The organism is Hahella sp. KA22, assembly GCF_004135205.1.
Taxonomy (GTDB): Bacteria; Pseudomonadota; Gammaproteobacteria; order Pseudomonadales; family Oleiphilaceae; genus Hahella.
Window position 1 is genome coordinate 4,033,295 of the sequence record NZ_CP035490.1, and the last position, 20,850, is coordinate 4,054,144.

At 63.0% G+C, this 20,850-nt stretch carries 6 protein-coding genes; all 6 read right to left on the bottom strand.

What is annotated here, in order from left to right:
- Positions 1-41 precede the first annotated feature (41 nt).
- Genes EUZ85_RS31390 through EUZ85_RS18020 form a run of 6 tightly spaced genes read right to left on the bottom strand, consistent with a single transcriptional unit; the run spans position 42 to position 20,848 of the window.
- A complete protein-coding gene (locus EUZ85_RS31390) occupies positions 42-710 on the bottom strand; it encodes a condensation domain-containing protein (RefSeq protein WP_210408479.1) in 669 nt (222 codons plus the stop codon).
- On the bottom strand, positions 596-6,541 hold the full coding sequence (locus EUZ85_RS18000; RefSeq protein ID WP_210408474.1) for a non-ribosomal peptide synthetase: 5,946 nt from the start codon (positions 6,539-6,541) through the stop codon (positions 596-598). The genes EUZ85_RS31390 and EUZ85_RS18000 overlap by 115 nt, the downstream gene beginning before the upstream one ends.
- The gene (locus EUZ85_RS18005) at positions 6,531-9,677 is read right to left on the bottom strand and encodes a serine hydrolase (protein ID WP_127970590.1); all 3,147 of its coding nucleotides are present in this window, start codon (positions 9,675-9,677) and stop codon (positions 6,531-6,533) included. The genes EUZ85_RS18000 and EUZ85_RS18005 overlap by 11 nt, the downstream gene beginning before the upstream one ends.
- The gene (locus EUZ85_RS18010; RefSeq protein WP_127970591.1) at positions 9,670-16,248 is read right to left on the bottom strand and encodes a type I polyketide synthase; all 6,579 of its coding nucleotides are present in this window, start codon (positions 16,246-16,248) and stop codon (positions 9,670-9,672) included. The genes EUZ85_RS18005 and EUZ85_RS18010 overlap by 8 nt, the downstream gene beginning before the upstream one ends.
- On the bottom strand, positions 16,245-19,610 hold the full coding sequence (locus EUZ85_RS18015; protein ID WP_127970592.1) for an AMP-binding protein: 3,366 nt from the start codon (positions 19,608-19,610) through the stop codon (positions 16,245-16,247). The genes EUZ85_RS18010 and EUZ85_RS18015 overlap by 4 nt, the downstream gene beginning before the upstream one ends.
- Positions 19,607-20,848 (bottom strand): ACP S-malonyltransferase, encoded by a 1,242-nt coding sequence (locus EUZ85_RS18020; protein ID WP_241566801.1) that lies wholly within the window; start codon positions 20,846-20,848, stop codon positions 19,607-19,609. Before EUZ85_RS18020 ends, EUZ85_RS18015 begins: the two co-directional genes overlap by 4 nt.
- Positions 20,849-20,850 lie beyond the last annotated feature (2 nt).

The following is a 20,850-nucleotide window of genomic DNA, read 5'->3' on the forward strand; positions in this document are numbered from 1 at the left end:
CCATGCCTTTCTGCTTATCCGTGTTTGCCTGGATTCTTTTTTCAATCCAGCGCACATTGCAGCGCTTCCTTGAAGCGGGCGCCCCAGTCTTCCTGCGCCGCCTCGGCGCGATACGCCAATGCCTCCAGCCTGATTTCAAAGCCGGCGTCATGTTCCGCCACCTCGCAGGTCAGGCTCCACTGCGACTGCGCTCCCGCCACGCCGGTCAGCTCAAGCTGGCGACAGGGGACTCCGGCGATGCGGCCGGTAAAGCCGTCTTTATTGAAGTAGCCGAAAAAGGCGGAGGGATACAGCGCCTCTCTGGACAGGTCAGGATGACGGGCGCCGAGGTCCTCCGCATCGTACAGGTAATGGCGGCAGGCCTCGCGGACCGCACTGGACACCTCTTGCAACAAGGCGCCCCCCTGCTCCGACCCCATGGCCACCCGCACAGGCAACAGGGTCATCAGCGGCGCGATGACCGTCTGTTGCGCCAGATTGTCGCGGCCGTGGAAGATCATGGAGACCAGTTGCTCCGCCTGCTGGTCGAGCCCGCTCTTGAACTGGGTGAACACCGCCATGAAGTATTCCGGAACGCTGATCTTCAGTCTGGCGGTCAGCGCTTCAATGCGCGCCTTGCAGTCGGCGTCCACAGAGACCAGCCATGCGCCGGTGCGCGGTTGAGCAGTGACCGCCGGCGAGGACGGCGTCCAACCTTGCAGTTGCGCCAGCCAGTAATCCGCGTGTGTGCGTCGCTGAGGGCGAAGGCCGGGCTGTAGAACAACTCGGAGTACGCGCTCAGATCGCCGCCGGCGTCGGACTGGGCGGCGTCCGCCGACAGCTCATGCAGAACCTGGGTCAGTCCCGAGCCGTCAATGCAGGCATGAGAGAAATCCAGCAACAAAACGCCGCCCTGAGCATCGGATACCCAGCGACCGCGCACGTTTACCCCATCCTCCAGAGAAAACGGCCGCACAAAGTCGCGCACATCCTCTTCCAGACTCCCCAGACTGTGCCGTTTTTCCAGACGAAACAGGAAGCGTTTGGCGGGGCGCAGGAAAAGTTCGCCTTCCGCGAGCGTAAACTGCGCGCTGAGACTCTCATGGCGTGAAAACACCGTTTGCAGCAGATTGCGCAGTTGCTTCAGATCCGGCTCCGCATCAAACGCCAGCGCCACGAAACTGTTGTTGCTGAGATCGCCGGGATTCAGTTTCACCGCCTTGTAAATCGCTCTTTGCGCAGGCAGCGCCCGAATGCCCTGGGTCGGTGACTGAGTTGATGCTGGCGGCTTAGTTGACGCTGACATAAGTGTCGCTGATTGCGCGTCCGCAGTCTGTTCCGCCTGAGAACGTGCTAATTCGGCTTCAATCAATCCGGCCTGACTCTCCAGATCCAGATGCGCTACGATTGCGCTCAGGGATAAAGCGAGATTGAACTCCCGCTGAATGCCCGCCATCAGCGCCACCGCCAACAAGGAGTGTCCGCCGGCTTCGAAAAAGTGCGTTTGACGGCCAATGGCGTCGGTGTTGAGCAGAGCGCGCCACAGTTGCGCCAGTCTGGCCTCCACGCCCTCCCTGGGCGCTTGCGCCTCAGAAGGAGCCGCGGCGCTGAAAGACGGCGCCGGCAACGCTTTGCGATCCAGTTTGCCATTGCTGGTGACGGGCATGGTCGCCAGCCAGACAAAGTTGGAAGGAATCATGAACGCCGGCAGGCGGTCTTGCAGATGTTCCCGCAGCGCGAGATTCAACGCGTCTGCCTGAGCGTCCACGTCTTCGGCGTTCGCCAGCGCCAGTGACGGCGCGGCCGTGACATAGGCGACCAGACGGGCGTCTCCCGGCGCATCTTCGCGCACCAGCGCCACGCATTCCTTGACGCTGGCGTGGGACGCAATCGCCGCCTCCACCTCGCCCAGCTCAATGCGAAAACCGCGCAGTTTGACCTGAAAGTCATTGCGTCCCAGGTACTCAATGTCGCCATTCGGTAGAAAACGCGCCAGATCGCCCGTGCGATACATGGCCCGCCCCCCGTCAGCGCAGAATGGATCGGCGACGAATTTTTCGGCGGTTAATTCAGCCTGATTCAGATAGCCCCGCGCCACGCCCACGCCAGCGATATACAGCTCGCCAACGACTCCGACCGGACAGGGCTGGCGGTGCGGATCAAGAATATAAAGGCGGATGTTGTCGATCGGACGGCCGATGGGAACCGTCGCGCCGACCTCATTGCCCACGCAATCCCACACCGTCACGTCTATCGCGGCCTCGGTCGGTCCATACAGGTTATAGAGTTCAACGCCGGGGAATCGCTCCCGGAATCGACGCACGCTCTGAGCAGGCAAGGCTTCGCCGCTGCAAAACACATGGCGCAGGCTGTCGCTGACGCTGGCCGCCGCCTGATCCAGAAACGGCGACAGCATGGACGGCACGAAATGCAGGGTGGTGATGCGACGGGCGCGAATGAGGTCGCTCAAGTAAACCGGGTCCTTGTGCCCCTCCGGCTTCGCCACCACCAGGCGCGCGCCGTACATCAACGGCCAGAAGAATTCCCACACGGAGACATCGAAGCTGAACGGCGTTTTTTGCAGCACCGCGTCCTCCGCCGTCAAAGCGTGGGCCTTCTGCATCCAGGTCAAACGGTTCACCACGCCGCGATGTTCGTTCATCACGCCTTTCGGGCGTCCGGTGGACCCGGATGTGTAGATGACATACGCCAGATGAGAGGCGTTCACCGCCGTTTCTTCCCGGCTCAGATCGACGCTGCGCTTGTGCTCCCAGGCCGACGTGGCATTGAGATCAATCAGGCGCGCCTCGCGCTCTACGGCATAGGCCGCCAGCAGCGCATTAACGTCCGCGGGTACTTGAGCGTGAGTCAGCACCGCTTTCGGAGCGGCGTCGCGCAACATGTAGTCGAGACGGTCGCCGGGATAATGCGGGTCCAGCGGCGCATAGGCGGCGCCGGCTTTCAACACCGCCAGCAAGGCCACCACCATTTCCAGACTGCGCTCCACGCAGACGCCGACGATGGCGTCCGGCCCGACGCCCACGTCTTCCTTCAGATAGCGCGCCAGTTGATTGGCGCGGCGGTTCAACTGCCCGTAAGTCAGTGTTTCCTCGCCGAATTCCACTGCCACCGCGTCCGGCGTGCGCGCAGCCTGCGCTTCGATCAACCAATGCAGGCAGGCCTCGCCAGGAAAGTCCGCCTGGGTCTGATTCCAGCGTCGCACCACCAGATCACGTTCCTGCTCAGGCATGGCGCTCAGGCGGCCAAGGCGGGTTTCCGGCGCCGCTTCCAGGGCGCCGACGATTTCCCGCAGCGCCGTCTCAAAAAAGTCGCACACCCGCTCTGGATCATGTCCCTGCGTCACCTGTGCGTTGACCACAAAATCATCGCCAAAATCGTCCACATTCACCGACACCGGATAGGTGGTGCGCTCCATCACGCCGGAGTAGCTGACGCCCTCTACGGCGGACGGATTGAGGGCCTGAAACGGGTCCGCCGACGGAACATTGCGCACGTCACTGTGACGGTAGTTCAGCATGGTCGTGAACAACGGCGTCTCGCCCTGAACCTGCGCGGACTTTTGCGCCTGCGCCAGGGAGGCCTGTTCATGCTTCACCAATTGCATCAGCCTGTCCTGGGCGTTCCAGAGTCCTTCCAGCACCGGCAGCGCCCCCAGACGCAGACGAATCGGCAGCGTGTTGATGAACTGCCCCATGGCGCTCTCCGCTTCGTCGCCGGCGAACATGCGTCCCAGCAGCACCGTGCCGAACACCACGTCATCGCGACCGCTCAGGCAGCCCACTACCTGGGCCCAGGCCAGATGAATAATCGCTGCGACGCTGACGCCGTGCGCCCTGGCCTGCCGCCGAATCTGCGCGGATTGCGCCGGAGAGAGCGAGCGCCAGGCTTCCGTGACCGCATCTTCGCCGGTCAGATACTGTTCCAGGCCAAGGGGCGCGGGCCCCGGTTCATAGTCCTGCAGCATGGCGTCGAAGAAGGCTTTGCGCTCTGCGGTGTCGGTTTTGCGCGCCGCAGTATTGATGTCGGAATACAGGCCGGACCGGGTCTGGGAGAACGACACGGCGGATACCGGCGCCAGCGCTTTGCCCAGCAGTTGCGCTTCTATCTCCTGCTGCATTTTTTCTACAGTGGCGTGGTCCACCGCCAGATGATGCAGCAGGTGCAGCAACACCCATTGCCCGTTCTGGGCGTCATAGCAGTAGTAACAACGCTGCAGGGGCGCCCTGGCGATATCGAAGCGTTGCGCGGATGCGGCGCAGCGCCGCTTCAGGGCGGTCACGGCGTCTTCACCCTCTCTTTCCGCATGCACTTCCTCTACGGCCAACGGCGCCTCTCGCCAAACCACCTGCAGCGGTTGCGCCAGCCCTTTATAGGCAATACTGACGCGAAAAGCGTCGTGCCGGGAGATAGTGTTGCGCAACGCATCCAGATAGCCATGCAACAGATCGGCGCTGGCGAACCGGGTCGCCTGCCATAACACATAAGGGTCCGCCGCCGGATTGGCGAGAGTATGATAGAACATGCCCTGCTGCAGCGGCCCCAAAGGACAGACGTCCTTGATGTTGGCGGGTCCGCCCGTGACGGCGGCGATGGCGGTCTGTTCCTCCTGGCTCAGTTGCGACCACAACGTCGGCCGGGTTTCGTTCGCCGCTAAAGTCGCCGTCCCCTGCTGCGCGTCAAACCGCCGCAACTGCGTCGCCAGATCCGCCAGGACCGGGTGCCGATACAGAGTGTGCGCATCCACGATGAAGCCGCGACGGCGCAGCGCCAGCATCATTTTCACGATAAGCAGCGAGTGGCCGCCCAGGTTGAAAAAGTGCGCGCTGCGGCCGATGTCCTGAACCCCCAGCAGCTCGCTCCACACCTCCGCCAGCAGGCGCTCCAGCGCAGTCTCGGGCGGCATGGCGTCGCCGTTGTTCGCCGCCCTGTGGGCGATGACCGGAAAGGCTTTACGGTCGACCTTGCCGCTGGCGGATAACGGGAAACGCTCCATGATGACCACCGCCGCGGGCCTCATGTAGTCCGGCGCCTGCTCCTGCATATAACGGCGAATGCTTTCCTGAACGCCCTCTGGCGTCTGTCGTTGTAGCGCCCGCTCCGAAACCAGCACGAAAGCCGCGAGACATTTGCTGTCCGCATCCTCTCCCTGCGCCGCCACGACCGCATCGCGCACCGCAGGATGCCGCATCAGCATGGCTTCGACTTCACCCAGTTCAACCCGGTAGCCGCGTATTTTGACCTGGAAATCGATGCGGCCCAGAATGTCCAGCAGCCCGTCCGGCCGCCAGCGCGCCAGATCCCCCGTGCGATACAGGCGCCGCGGCCCGCCGCCGTCCACATCGATATCGACGAACCGGGCGGCGGTCTCCTGCGGACGCTGATGATAGCCATAGGCGAGTTGCAGCCCGCCAATGCACAGCTCACCCGGCGTTTCGTCGCGCAACGGACGGTTGTTCTCGTCCAGCACGAACAGCTCAACCTGATCGATGGCCGCCCCCACTGAGGGCAGATCCGGCCAGCTCCGGGGATGTCCGGTCAAAGTGTGCGCCGTCACCACATGGCTTTCCGACGGGCCGTAGTGGTTATGCAGACGACAGTTCGGCAAGGCGCTGAAGAATTGCCTGATGGCGGGGGTGATCACCAGCTGCTCGCCGGCGGTCACTACATCAAGCAGCCCGCCTGGATAGCGATCCTCCGCCACCGCCGCCAGCGCCAGACTGTTCAGCGCCACATAGGGCAGAAATATCCGTTGCGCCTGCTGGGACTCGATCAGCGTCAGCAGCGCCAGCGGGTCCAGCCGCAGCTCGTTCGCCATCAACACCAGTTCGCCGCCGCTGGCCAGCGTGGCGAAGATTTCCTGAAACGACACATCAAAGCTCAGCGGGGAAAACTGCAGGGTTTTCTTACCTGCGTAGTCGCCCTGCTCGCGAATCTGCCAGTCCAGTAAATTCACCAGGGCTTTGTGGGGCATGCACACACCCTTGGGCGTTCCCGTGGAGCCGGAGGTATAGATAAGGTACGCCAGATCCTCCGGCGCGCAGGCGCGGGGCGAATTCTGCGCCTCATCGTCGTTTGCGTCGCCGGAAAAGTCATAGGCGTCCATATCCAGGAAGGCGAAGGCATCGGGCAGCGTGCGGATTATCTCACCGCGGGAAATCACCACCGAGACATTGGAGTCGCGCAGAATATAGGCCTGACGCTCAACCGGATAACTCATGTCCACCGGCGCATAGGCCGCGCCGGCTTTGAGCGCGCCCAGCACCGCCACGATAGCGTCCATGCCGCGATCCAGGCAGACGCCGACGACGGCCATGGCGTCGCCATACTGACGGCGCAGTTCACGCGCCAGTCTGTTGGCGCGGCGGTTCAACGCCTCATAGGTCAGGGTTTGCGCGCCGAAACGCAGCGCAACAGCGTCCGGGGTGCGCGCCGCCTGACGCTCGAACAGGTCGTGCACGCAATCGTCCGCGACGGCGTCGACGCCAGGGTCGGTTTGGTCGAGATGGCCAGAATTACTGTCTGACAACGATTTAGTAAACATAACTATCTTCTTTGAACTCAATAAGTTGACCGTTTTTCATGGTGATCAGGGCGTCCGCCTCGGAAAAATACTCATCATCATGGGTCACGACAAAAACGATGCGTCCCTGGGCTTTCAGCATAGGGACCCATTCCTTGTAAAACCGGGATTTGGAGCGCGGGTCCTGGTCCGCGGCCCACTCATCCAGCACCACCACCGGACTGGGGTCCGCCAGCAGCATGGCCAAAGAAAGGCGTTTGCGCTGCCCGGTGGACAGCTTGATGTTGTCGAAGGCGCCGTCGTCCAGCAGGGTGGACTTATCCGCCATGCCCAGCAGCGCGATGTTGCGGTTGATGGCGTCCCGCGCCGCGATCAGGGCGGGGTCGTATACCCGCTTGAACAGCCAGTTGTCGCTGAAGATGGCGCGGGTGTGCTCCAGCAACTGGCTTTGCGACACCTCGACGCCGTCTATCCTGAGCGCGCCCTGGGCGGGGGCGTAGAGACCCGCCAGAATCATCGCCAGGGTGCTCTTGCCGGAGCCGTTGCCGCCTGTCAGGAAGTAGGCCTTGCCCCTTTCCGCCGTCATGGAGACCGGCCCGACCCCGAAGCATTCGCTTTCCCCTCCCGGCGCGGGATAGTTGAAGCGAACGCCTTCAAGCTGCAGGGTTTTGACCGGTTGCAGGGTTTTGGCCTGTTGCAAAGTCGCGCCCGCCACGCCGGACTCAACGCTCTGGATGGACTGACTGAACGCCACCATATTGCGCATCAGGCTGCGCAGCCGCACCAGTTCGGGCATCGCCGACATGACCGCGTTCAAAGGACCGATCAGGTACAGCAGGATGATCAGATACTCTTTCGACGCATCTCCGTCGAACCGGGGAATCAGCAACGGAAACAGCAAAGCCACCGCCACCAGCAACACCGTAAGCAGGGACTCGCCGATGAAGAACGCGCTCAGGAAGCCGCGGTCATACTGAATTCTCAGTCCCTTGAAGCGGTCTGACACCGCCTGGGCGTGACGATGGAAACTGCGTTTCACCGCCTCCCGGCGCAGCCCTTTGTAGCCCTTCTGCAGGTCTTCGACGGTGTCCATGAACTCACTGCGGGTCTGCAACGCCTGCGGCATGATGCGGTTGGCGCGCTCGGACACGTAGTAGTACAGGCCAATCATGGGAACCGCGCAGGCCAGCAGAATGGACGTCGCCAGCGCGGATTTGAACGCCATCAGATAGGCGAACAGAAACACAATCGTCAGCAGGTTGGCGAAGAACGGCACGAAGGCGAGCACGCTTTTGGCCAGCTCCTGGGAATCTTCACCCACCACGGACTGAATTTTTCCAGGCGAGAGTCGCTCCACGCTTTTGTAATCCGACGCCAGCAGCTTACGGATGATCTCCATGCGCCAGCCCTGCACGAAAGCGTGGCCGAACCGCATGATCTGCAGTTCCGCGGCCTTGCGGGCGGAAATGTAGAAATAGATGCAGTTGAACAACAGCGCAGCGCTGTACGCCAGATTGGCCGCCGGGCTGTCAATCGCCTGGATGATGCACAGCACCAGGGCCGAGTTGAGCAGGCCGGAAATCACCGTCAGGCCGACCACTTTGGCGATCATCAGCGACGAAAAGGTTTTGCTGTTGAACTTGTCGCTGTGACGGGACGCCTGGAAAAAGAACAGGCTCAGAGCGTTGACGCAGACCACCAGTCCCGCCGCCGCAGCCAGCAGACTTGTTGGGCCCCACACCAGCAGGTTCGCCCATCCCAGTCCCAGGGTAAGGGGCGGCGCGATCATCAGCACCGACGCCAGCGCGACGTTCAGCACCAGCAGGCGTCCCAGGAATGCGCGCCAGCTCACCCTTTCCGCAGACTGCACGAAACTTTCCTGCACAATGGCCGCGTCCACCTGGGAGCCCTTGCCTTCGCCATCCGCCGGCTCCGCGGAACGCGTTTGCAGACGCCGCAGTACAGGCAGCGTCAGCAGCGCGCACAACCAGAAAACCACGGCGGCGACGGTCGCGCCCCAGTCTCCCGTATCCGCGGCGAAGCGCTCCGGCAGAGGCTGCGGCGACGCGCCTCGCAGATGTTCGAAGACCGCCCGGCCCAGCTGAATCACTTGCGGGCTGTTGCTGTTGCCCAGCAACGCAACGCCGACTCCGGTTTGCGGATCGAACGCCACATAGGCGCCGGCGTTGGGGTTCTGCCCAGGATGACTCCAACTGGTGGTGGCGCCCGCCTCCACATCCCACCCGTAGGCGTAGCCTGAGTCGCTGTCGCCGCCATAGGGACGTTTCGCCTGCTGCAACGCCCATTGCAGGACGTCCAGACGCGCGTCGCTTTGCTGTGGCGGGGGCTGCAGCAGAAACTGCAACCACAACGCCATGTCCTCCGGCGTGCTGAGGATGTATCCCGCCGGGGTGTTTTGCAGATAGCGCGGCGCCTCATAAGGTCTGGCGACGGTGAAGCTGAGCTTATAGCCCGGTATGCGCGGCGCGGTGGCGGCGGGGTCGCCTTCCACAAAAGTGTCCTTCATGCCCAGAGGCAGGAAAATTTTCTCCCGTAACAGGGCCGCGAAGGATTTCCCCGTCGCCCGTTCCGCCGCCAGCCCCAACAGGCTGTAGTTCAGCGTGGCGTACTCTTCCCTGGCGCCGACCGGGTAAGCCAGCGGCGTGTCCCGTAACAAGCCCGGCAGTTGCTCAAGAGCGTTGGCGGCGTCGCTGGGGCGCAGCAGGTCCAGGGTATCCCCGGACAGGCCGCTGCTATGGAACAGCAGATTATTCAGGCGAATGGCGGAATATCCCAATTCCGGACGCTGATTCAGCTCCGGAATCCAGCGCGTGATCGCATCCTGCCTGCTCAGCGCGCCTTCCTGCTCCAGTACGGCGATCAACAGGCCGGTGAAGGCTTTCGAACAGGACGCCAGCTCGAATACGCCGGCTTCCTGCTCTCCCAGACGCAACGTTTGCGCCTGACCATTGACGACCACGCTGAGTCCCCCGGTGGGGATCTGCGACGCGTCCCAGCGCCGGGTCAGCTCGCTGACCGTCTGCGCCAGGTCCGCCGCGGGCTTGACGCCCGCCATGTCGGCGAACGCGCGTCCCGTCAACGCAAACAGGAGGCTGATCAGAAGTACGCCAATGCGGATTAAGCCGACATTATTCATTGACTTCGCTCTCCTGACGCTGGCTCGCGCCCCGCAACTTGCGACGGGCCTGCAGCGCCCGTCGCTTGTCGCCAAGGTCCGCCTGCGCAGACGGCGCGGGATCGACCGGGGCGGATTCCGTCGGCGCCAGTTCCTTGCTCAACTCACGCAGGGAGGCGGCTTTAAACAGCAGGGCCACCGGAATCTCACGGGCCAGCCTTTGCTCCAGTCGCTTGGCGAACTGGATCAGGTCCAGTGAGGTCGCTCCCAGGTTGAAGAAGCTGGCGTCAACATCCAGCCCGTCCGTCCCCAGGAAGCTTTCCAGCATGGCGCGCATCGCCGTCAGCAGCGTTTCCGCGTCCGCGCCCGCCAGAGATTCCGCCTCATCGGCGGCGTCCGGCGCGCCCTGAGAAGCGCTGGCGCTGAACAGCATCTGCTGAGTGCTCAGTTGTTTCTCCAGCACGACGCCGATCGGCAGTTTGGATACAGCGGCAAAAGACGATGAGGTCTGGCGCGCCAGGGTCGCCATCGCCAGGGCAATACGTGTTCCTTCCTGGTTCGACAGTCCCTCTTCCCGCAGTTTGGCGGCGAAGCTTCGCTCCTCCGAACGCGTCTCCATCGCAATGACGATCTTTCCGATGTGCCTGCCCTGGGCCATAAACTGAAACGCCTCGGCGATGTCTCTGGCGGCGTAGGCTTTGGTGGGCAGCGGTCTCAGCGCCTCCCGCTCCAGCAGCGCCACGACCTCGGACCAGGCTTCATTGTAAGCAGGGTGCTCCGCCCCGGCTTGCACGGCGTGGAAACTGCCGCCCTTCGCAAAAATCGACAATCCCAGCTTCCAATCCTGCAGGATGTCCCGCAGGCCAAGCTCCAGAAAACGACCTTGCGGCGCTAACAAAGACACGCTTTCTTCCAGAAGTTCTCCCGCCAGCGCGTTGAGAATCACCTGGAAAGGCCGTTCGCCCAGGCGCTCGCGGAAAACGTCGCCGAATTCACGGGTTCTGGAGTTCGCCGTGCCCTGGGCGCCCAGACTCACCAGCAGATTGCGTTTTTCTTCGCTGCCGGCGGTGACCCAGACTTCCGCCCCCAGATGCAACGCGATCTGCATCGCCGCCATGCCCACGCCCCCAGCGGCGGAATGGATCAGTATGCGTTCGCCCCGTTTGAGATTGGCGGCATGCTTCAGAGCGATCCAGGCGGTGGTGAACGCGACAGGAACGCCGGCGGCCTGCTGATATCCGAGCACAGGGGGGATAAGAGCCACCACCCGCTCCGGCATCAGGACATGGTCCGCCAGACAGCTGTGTCCCGCGCACATCACGCGGTCGCCGACGCGAACCTTCGTCACCTCCGCGCCAACCCGGGTGACGACGCCCGCCGCTTCCTGGCCGAAGGTCATGCTTGGATCGGACGGCGCGGGTAAAACCCCCAGGGCGATCAAGACATCCTTGAAGTTCAGACCCGCCGCCCTGACTTGAATCTCCACCTCCAGCGGGCCGGGCTCCCGGCGCGGCTCCTGGCGGGATTCGAAGGCGAAATTGCCGTCGCTGGCGTCGCCATTGCGCAAACGCATGACGGCGTGACGGGCCGAGTCATTACTGCGTAACGCTTCAGACGCATCCACCAGCAGCAGGTCGTCGATCGCCACCAACAAGGCGTTCGCATCCGAATAGATTTTCACCTGCAGCAATTTACCGGCGCCCAGATCGCTGACCTGCACCCGGCTCCTGACCCGGTCGCACATGGGCGCATACTGCGTGAAGGCGCCGATGGACACTGGCGCATATTGCGCGTCTTCCTGTTCCGGAGAGGCGATCAGGGTGGCGGTGTCCAGCAATGCGACATGCAGCCCCTCCGCCGCCGCTTCGCCCTGATAAGCCGCCGGCAGCTGCAATTGCACAGCGACGGCGTCGGGGGCGACGCGATCCACCGCGATCACATTGCGCCAGCGCGGTCCGAAGGCCAGCGCGCCTTTGGGGCTGACGCCGACACCATCGCGAGCGCGGAACAGAGGCTCCCTCTCCCCAACTGACTCCTCGTCCCCGACTGTCTCCTTACCCCCGACTGGCTCCGGGCCCGCCTGTTGCGATGAGATTGCGCTATCGCCAAGGCGGATTTTGCCAGTTGCGTGGCGGGTCCAGGACTCTGCGGAGAATGCGCCAACGCCGGAGAAAATCGTGAAAGCGGCGTGGTCGTCGGAGAACGCCACCGCCACGTCTAACTCTACTCCGTCCTGCACCACCAGCGGCCTTTCAATGGCGACGCCGTGCAGGGAAAACCGTTGCGCCAGCGCTTGTGCGGCGATGGCGCGATAGGCCAGCGTCACCATGCCCATGGCCGGCATCACCGTCGTGGCGGCATCCATGCGGTGCTCGTCCAGCCACCAGTCCCGCCTGGCGTCCAGGGGGCGGCGCCACAGCGAGGCATGCTCCGCTTCGGACCGCACAGGCTGTTTGAGGGCGTCATCCAGTTGCTGCGCCGAGCGCGTCGCCATGCCGGACTCCGCCCAGTCGTCCCAGGCGATGGCCAGCGCGCGGCCGCCCCGTCGACGCACCTGTTCGGCGTATGCCTCCAGACAGGCGTTGGCGGAAACATAGGCGACCTGACCGACTTTTTCCTTCGGCAGCAGGTTGCCCAGACTGGAGAACAGCAACAGGGTCGGTTTCCCCAGCCGCTCCAGGTTGTCGCACAGGAAACGGGTTCCCGTGACTTTCGGCGCCAGGGTGGCGAGGGATTCCGCCTCCGAGCGCATCTGCATCATGGCGCCTTCGCCGCGACCAGCGGTATGGAACACATAGTCGACGCCAACGCCCTGCGCCGCGAGCTGGAACACCGGCGCGAAAGCCTTGTTCAGAGTTGCTTCGTCGCCAAGATCCCCCTGCAGCAAAGTGACGCGGCCACCTTTGAATTCCAGGCTCAGCACCCATTGCAGAAACTCAGCGTTGGCGCTCTGCCTGGCGATCTCCGCCGCCCAGTCCCGTCGCGGCGGCAGAGACTTGCGCACCAGCAACAGCAGATGACAGTGGTAGACCTCCGCCAGATGCTCCGCAATCGCCGCGCCCATGCCGCCATTGGCGCCGGTGATGAGCACCCAGCTGTTGCGGCTGATGTCTGGGAGCGCGCGCGCCAGAGGTTGCTCCTGTATCCGTGCGCTCACACGTCGACGCCAGAACGCATCGCGTCGCAGGCAATACAACTGGCCGCCGCGCCAGCCGTGCTCCAGCCAGGGTTTGAGAGCCTGGGCGACGCTTTCCCCATCAGGGCCGTCCGCCTGCTCGCTCGCCAGGTCTATGCACAGGGCTGACAGGTCCGTGTACTCTTCCGGCGCAATCAGCAATGGGCCCAGCAACTGGCTTTTTTCCGCGCTCAGGGTTTCCGTTCCCTCCCAGGCCGCCATGCCGACGGCGGGAAATACCTGTCTTAATCTCGGCGAGGACGGCTGCGCCGCGCTCCACCTGGCCAGCGCCACCGGCAGCCAGAACGCCCAGAATTGCGCCTGTGTGGCGTCCAGGTCATCCAGCAACCCGGTGACAATCACGTCCATCGCCGCAGACGCCCGCAACCCCTGCTGCGTCAGCCAGTCCTGCAACTCAGCATGAACCCTGCTGAAATCGCCTCGCCACTCGCCGCACTCGATCACTCCACAGCGCTGGTTGCGGGTTTCCAGCGCCTGCGCCAGATCCCGTTCTCGTTGCGTCAATTGACGACAGATAATCCAGATATCCGGGGTTTCATCCATCGGCAAACGTTCGGGCGGTTGCGCGCCAATGCTTTCCCATTCCTGACCATAAAAATGCGAGCCAAAGAACAGCGAAGCGACCCTGTTTGAATCCTGTGCGGAAGATGCAGGTAATGAACGCGCCTTCGTCAGTGGCGCACAGACGCGACGCTCAAAGGCGTGACCAGGCAGATGGCTGCGCAGGCTTTCTTGATCCCGCGCCTCCAGGGAATGCAATCTGGGCCAGACTATGCGCGCGCCCTGGGTCCAAGTTTTGGCGATAAACTGGCGTAGCGCCGTCGCCTCTTGCTCCACGCCGGCGGCGCCCAGACTTGGCGTCAATCTTGACGCCTGCAGACGCAGCCATTTACGCGCATGCTGCAGCAAATCCACGCCGGTTCCGATTTGCGTATAGAGCGCATCAGGATGCGCCGCATTCACTTCCGCCAGCGCCGCGCCCCACTGCACCGGCGACAGCATTTGCCGCACCCAGTATTGCGGATCGCACATGTCGCGCTCGTCGAGCTTGCGGCCCGTGGCGGTCGAGAAAATGGCGCATTGCGCCGGTTGCAGCGCGCAGGATTGCAGCATTTCGCCGAACGCCCGCGCCGCCGATTCGATCAACGGCGTATGGAAGGCGTGGGACACCGCGACGCGCTTGAACGTCAGTCCCTGGCGCGTCAGCCAGGCTTCCGCCGCCGCAGCGCCCTCCTCCGAGGTCGCCAGGGTCCAGGTTCCCGGACTCAGTTCCGCAACCCGCCACAACTCAGCGGGAAATGCATCGTCAAAGCCTTGCTTGCAGCTCACGGCGAACACCGCGCCTTTGGGCGTGGCGTCCATCAGCCTGGCGCGGGCGACCACCAGCGTCATGCCCTCTTCAGGGGTGAAAACGCCTGCGACCGCCGCTGCGGCGAATTCCCCCAGGCTGAAGCCACACAAAGCCGCCGGCTGACAGCCCAGCTGGCGCAGCCAAACACCCAGGGCGGTTTGCAGCGCATAGATCAGCGGTTGCAGATACAGCGTCGACAAGGATTCCGGCTGTTTGAGGCGCTCGATCAGGGCGTCCCGCTCAGCGCCGGGCTGCGCGCCCAGTTCTGTGATCAGTAATTGCGCCGCCTGCTCCAGCAGACGGAAATAACGTTCGCCGAATTCGGGAAATTCCGCCGCCAGACGCAGACCCATTTGCGGGGATTGCGATCCCTGCCCCGGGAACAGCCAGACCTGTTCGTCTCTGGGCTTCTCGGCGCCGTCCGTCCATTCCCATGCGTCCAGCTGCTGCTTCCAGTCCGCGCCGTCGGTGGCGACAAAGGCCGCGCGACAGGAATACTCGCTGCGGTTGTCCTGCAACTGCCGGACGATTAGCGACAGATCCGCGCCGCCCTCTGCAAGCTCCAGGTCCAGATGCAAGGCGTAGGCTTGCGCCAACCGGGCCAGCGCCGCCGGCGAGGATGCCGACAGCGGCAGAATATGCCTCTGCGCCGTCGTCTGTGTCTCAGCGGTCTTCACGGCGGTATGCACGGCGCTCTCCACAGAATTGGCTGCGCCCAGATCCCCGATGCGCGGCGGTTGCTCCAGCAGCACATGGACATTGGTGCCGCCGATGCCGAATGAACTGACCCCTGCGCGGCGTATGGGCTGATCCGCTGGCCACGCTGCCGCCTGGGTAGGAGCCCAGAAAGGGGTTTTATCCAGCTCCAGGTGCGGGTTGGGCTGGTTGAAATGCAGCGTGGGGGGAATTTTGCCGTAGCGAACGCTCAAGGCGGCCTTAATCAGACCGGCGACGCCCGCCGCCGCATCCAGATGCCCCATGTTGGATTTTACGCTGCCGATGGCGCAACGAAACTGCGCCAGTTGCTCCGGCGGCGTCAACGCCTGCGCTGCTTTGTTCAACGCCTGAATTTCTATGGGGTCTCCAAGCACCGTGGCGGTGCCGTGGGCTTCGATCATGCCCAGACTGGAGAACGGAATATCCGCCAGTTGGTACACCCGGGAAATGACATCCGCCTGACCCTGCACGCTGGGGGCTTCAAAGCTTACCTTGCGATCGCCGTCGTTGTTCATGCCGGACTCCAGGATCACCGCATGAATCGGATCGCCGTCCGCCAGAGCGTCTTCCAAAAGCTTTAGCAACACCACGCCCACGCCATTGCCGTTAACCGTGCCCTGGCCTTGATCCGAGAAAGTCTTACAGTGACCGTCCGGCGACAGGATCATACCGTTCTGGTACAGGTAGCCGCCTGTCACCGGGTCCGTAATACATGCGCCGCCAGCCAGCGCCATGTCGCACTCTCCCGCCAGCAAGGACTTGCAGGCCAGGTGCACGGCGGAGAGCGAGGTCGAACAGGCGGTCTGCACATGCACCGCCGGCCCCTGCAGTTTCATACGATAGGCGATCTGCGTGGCGAAGGCGGCGGGGTCGTTGTAGTTGCCGACGTCGAACATTTCCGCAATGTCCTGACTGGCGCCCGCGAACTGCTCCAGTCGCTCCATGTTCAGCGTCGAACCGATGAACACGCCGGCGTTGAGAGAGGACGCGCCTGGATTCAGCCCGGCGTCGAGAAAGGCGTTGTAGCTGACTTCGTGCAGCACCCGCAATTGCGGGTCCATTTTCTGGGCTTCCCGCTGCGAATAGCCGAAAAACTCATAGTCAAAGCACTCTGCATCCTCAAGCGCGGCTTTGGCCGGCACGTAGTTGGGCAGGTCGATGAGGTCCGATGGCGCGCCGGCGGCCAACAGTTCGTCCCTGGAAAAAAACGACACCAGCTCGCGCCCGGCCAGGAGATTGCGCCAGAACGCGCGCCAGTCGGGGCTTTGGGGGAATCGGCAGGAAATACCAATTATGGCGACTTCGTTACCGCTAAATTCTCGCTTCATGATACTGAACTTCCTTTTACTTTACGCCGTCTGTCGGCCAGCCGGTTCTTGCCGGAACGGGCGGACGACAGGATATGTGCCTGGGTGGACGCAGCGCCGGCGTCAGCCGGGTCCGTCTGCGCGCCGGTATGCTCTGCGGACGCTTCGCTGCGCCTGATCCAGGCGGCGAAGGAAGCGATGGTCGGATGCTCAAAAATAACCGCCACGCCAATGTCCCGGGCGAATCGTTGCTGCAGTTGCGATTGCAGGGTAATAATTTTGATGGAGTCGCCGCCGGCGTCGAAAAAGTTGATGTCCGACGCCACTGCCGGGGTCTCCAGAATGTCGCGCCAGATCGCCTGCACCTGCGCTTCCACCGGGTCCGTCAGCGGCGCCTGCGCCGCCGCTGTCTGAGCGTCTTCCCGGGCCTGCCGGGCGGCGATATCGAGTAGTCGCCGACGGTCGACTTTGCCGGTGAGCGTACGCGCAAAACCGTTCACCGCCAGAATTCGCGACGGGGTCCAGGACTCCGGCAGATGCCGGCGAATGTGCTCGCGAACCCGGGGCTCCAGTTGCGCCGCTGGCGCAGCGCTGTCGACGAACAGCCGCCATTGCCGCTTGCCGCCTGGGTCGCTGACCGGCAGCAGACAACTGGCCTGCACCTCCGCCATGGTTTCCACCACCCGTTCCAGCTCGCGGGGCTCGATGCGCACGCCGTTGATTTTCACCTGATCGTCGATGCGTCCCAGGTAGTTGAATCCGCTCGCCGGAGAAAAGGTCACCGCGTCTCCAGTGCGATAGAACCTTTGATCCTGATAGTTGACGAAGGCTCTGGCGGTCTCGACCGGGTTTGTGGCGTAGCCCCGGGCCACCGCACGCCCCGCCACCCACAGCTCGCCGCGTACGCCGGGAGGCAGCGGCTTGCCGAAGATATCCGCGCAATAAGCGACGACGTTCTGAATAGGCCAGCCAATGGCGATCTCCGCATCCAGCGATTGTCTGGCGCTCAGGCAGTCCACGGTCGTCTCGCTGGGGCCATAATGGTTGCTCACCGCGTATCCCTGAGCCAGCAGCTGGTCCCGCAAGCGCAACGGCAGTTCTTCCCCGCCGAAGATCCACAACCGCATGGCGGGCAGCCTGGGAGCGTCTTCCAGCAACGGCGCAATGGCGCCGGGGATGAAGTTGACCAGAGTCGCCTCTGTCTCCTGCATCATGCGAATAAACGCCGCGCGTTCCTGTAAAACCAGCGGCGGGGGGTATATCAGCGTAGCGCCCACGCAGAGGCTGCCGAACAGGTCTTCCACGCTGGGATCGAAATTCAGGTCCGTCAGTCCCAGCACCCGGTCCGCCTGGGTGAGGCCGGTTTCACCAATGAACCAGTCCAGCAGATTCGCGACGGACTCGTTGCGAATGGAGATGCCTTTGGGCGCGCCGGTGGTGCCGGAGGTGAAAATGAAATAAAACTCGTCTTCGGGACGCCGTTGCGAGCACAAAACCGGAAGCTGGGACCGCAAGGTCGAGGGATCGCTGTCCATCTGTGCAGCGGGCGACGCCTCGGTCTCCCCTATCGTCCCTATCTCTACTCTTTCCTCTATTTCCAATAGAAGGCAACCGCTATCCGCGCCCAGTTCGGGGATCAGCGCGGCGTCGCTCAGCACAATGCCGCAGCCCGCCAGTTCCAATAGCGTCTGCCTGCGCGACGTCGGGTCTTTCGGGTTGAGATAAAAGTAGCTGCCGCCGCTGAACAGGATCGCCAGAATCGCCACCGTCGATCCTTCGCCTTTCGGCGCATGCACGCCTACCCTGTCGCCGACCACAAAGCCTGCGCGCGCTAATTGCGCCTGCACGGCGGCGATGCGTTGCGCCAGTTCGCCGTGGCCGATGAGCCGGTCGCCGTCGATCAGGCCGATGTTTTGCGGCGCCTCGATCAGGCGCTGACGTATGCCCTGCAAGGCAGCGTTGATGTCCGCCGTCGCAGTGGTCGCTCCCGCCACCAGATGGCTCGCCTGCGCCTGATCCGGGACCAGCTGTAACAAGCCGTCCGCAATCGGCGCGTCGTCCGCCTGCGCGACCAGATCCGCCGCCAGACTGTCGAAGGCGTGAAACGCCGCGGTGACTGCGGCGGGATCGCCGCTAAAGGTTTCGCCCGCGCTTAACTCGACTTTCCAGGCGTCCGCGCCGGAAACTGTGAGGGTCAGGCCGAAATGGGTGGTTTCCTCGGTATGCAGATCAGTCAGGCTGGTGGCGTAGGACGCGTCCTGCAAACTGGGGTCGATGGGATAGTTGTCGAACACGACCAGCGAGTCATACAGTTCTTCTCTCTGTCCCGCTATTTCCCGAATCAGCAGCGGCGGCGTTTTTTCGTGGGCCTGAGTGCGCTGCAAGGTCTGGAACATCGCACGCAGCGCCTTTTCCAGGGTCCAGGCCCCGTCCAGGGTCAGCAACAGCGGCGTCGTGTTGGTGAACAGTCCCAACGGCTGCTGCTCTGCATTCTGCGCCAACGCCGCCTCGCGCCCGGAAAAGGCGCAGCCGAACGCCACGGTTTTCTGAAAGGTAAGCTTGCTTAAGGTCAGCGCCCAACACAGGTACACAAAACTTGCTGGCGTCACGCCGGCGCGACGGCACAGCGCCTCGATCTCCGCCTTACGGGCCTGCGGCCACAGACGCCCGGCTTTTGCGGTAGTCTCTGCGAGCGGCGCGGCGTCAGTGTTTGATTTTGATGTCGCGCGACGGAACAGAGGTTCATCCAGTAATTTAGTCGTGACCGCCACATCCCGATCGTCAACGCCCTGCAACGCATCACGCCAATACTCCCGACTGCGTTGCAGCGCTTCCGGGTCCAGCCCTTTCCAAAGCTGCTGCGAATACAGCCGCGACGCCAGCGGCGGGATAGCCTGGCCGCGCAGGCCCTGCACCCACAGGGAGACCAGTAACGAGCTGCTCCAGCCATCCATCAGTATGTGATGGAAACAGAAAGCAATGCTCAGCGTCCCCGCTGCAACGTCATGCAGGCAGGCGATGCGGAACACTTCGGCGTCCAGCTCGAAGGGCCGCGCCTTGGACTGGGCCAGCCAGTCGAGACAGCGGGCTTTGTGGTCTGACGCAGCGAGAGGCGCATAATCCAAAGCAATGCGGGGCGACGCATACACCGCCTGATGCGGCGTACGCAGGCCACGCCACAGGAAAACGGATCGCAGGGCGGGCTGCGACGTTTGGATTCGCCGCCACAGGTCGCCAATTTCCGCCTCGCTCGCCGGCGTGCGCAGAGTAAAGGACACGCCAATGTGATAGGCGCTGTTGCCGTCCTTCAACGCATGAAACAGCAAACCGCTCGCTTGCGGAGTCGCCTGCAGCAACTCCTCAATGTAGTTTGACGACATCATGCGCAACGCTCCGCCGCGTCGTAAAGGTGTTGCAGCCTGCGCTTGTCGATGGCCAGAGAGACGGCGCCGGCGTCTTCAATAATGTTCAGCCACTGCTGGGTGCGGGCGTGAATGAAGGCAGCCTGTCTGTCGTTTTTGTCCTGTTGGCGGTCCGCATCAGCCAGCGTCTCCTTTACTTCGTTTCTGATGCGTCGCAGCTGTTGCACGGCGCCGGGATCATCCAGAACCGGCAGTTTCGCGCTGTACAGGTGATAACAGCAGCGCTGCAGAAACTGCTCGCGGCGATTCTGCGGCGCGCTCATCGTCTGTGCGAAGGCGAACAGGTCCTGAGGCTCGCAAACCGATTGCATAGGCAAGGTCGCGCGCTGGGTCAGATAACTCAGGACGGATTTGGGGGAAATTTCCAGATAACGGGTGACGCCGTTTTGCGCCACATACTGCAAACTCCGCAACCACTGCACCGGCGACGTCAGGTGTTGCAGGATGGAGGCTTTTATGTTCGCCGCCGGCGTTTCCGCGCCGCTCACATTACAGACCAGGCGGGACAGCTGCTCGACCGGTTGTGCGGTGGGCAGGAAGTCAAGCTGGCGCTCCAGTTGCGCGCGCGCCTCCGCCATCAGCGGAGAGTGGAAAGGTCCGCCGATCTTCAGGGGATACAGCAGACCGCCCATGGCCTCCATCCGCGGCGCAAAACGTCTAATCTCCGCCATTTCTCCAGAGACCGTCGCCTGATCGAAGGCGTCTATGGCGGAGATGTAGATATTCACCCCATCCTCTGCTCTCGCCTTCTCCACTTCCTGCGCGACGGTCGCGGCCGGGGCGTGCAGCACCCAGCACATTTCGCCTTGCTCGAACTGACGCGCACAGGCCTCGACGATCTCCGAACGCAGATTGACCACCTGCGTCAGCGTAGCCAGATCCAGATAGCCGGCGGCGCACATGGCGGGATATTGCCCCAGGCTGTGTCCCATCACAAAATCGGGAACCAGCCCGCAGTGCTTGCGCAAAATGTCGGCGATGGCGACGGTGGTCGCCGTCAGCGCCAACTGGGCGACGCGCACCTGCTTTAGGGCGTCGCGGCGCTCGCCATGAATCACCTCCTGCAGGTTGACCTGGGACAGCTCCGACACTTCCTGCAGGCGCTCCCGATACTCGGGATAGACCAGGAATTCGGCGAACATATCCGGCTGCTGGGCGCCCACTCCGGGAAAAAGAAAGACGGTTTTAGCTGAATCCATAG

Bases quoted from the DNA above. Each gene is read 5' to 3' on its own strand.
- EUZ85_RS18000 (WP_210408474.1), bottom strand. From the start codon at position 6,541: ATGTTTACTAAATCGTTGTCAGACAGTAATTCTGGCCATCTCGACCAA.
- EUZ85_RS18010 (WP_127970591.1), bottom strand. From the start codon at position 16,248: ATGAAGCGAGAATTTAGCGGTAACGAAGTCGCCATAATTGGTATTTCC.
- EUZ85_RS18015 (WP_127970592.1), bottom strand. From the start codon at position 19,610: ATGATGTCGTCAAACTACATTGAGGAGTTGCTGCAGGCGACTCCGCAA.
- EUZ85_RS18005 (WP_127970590.1), bottom strand. From the start codon at position 9,677: ATGAATAATGTCGGCTTAATCCGCATTGGCGTACTTCTGATCAGCCTC.
- EUZ85_RS18020 (WP_241566801.1), bottom strand. From the start codon at position 20,848: ATGGATTCAGCTAAAACCGTCTTTCTTTTTCCCGGAGTGGGCGCCCAG.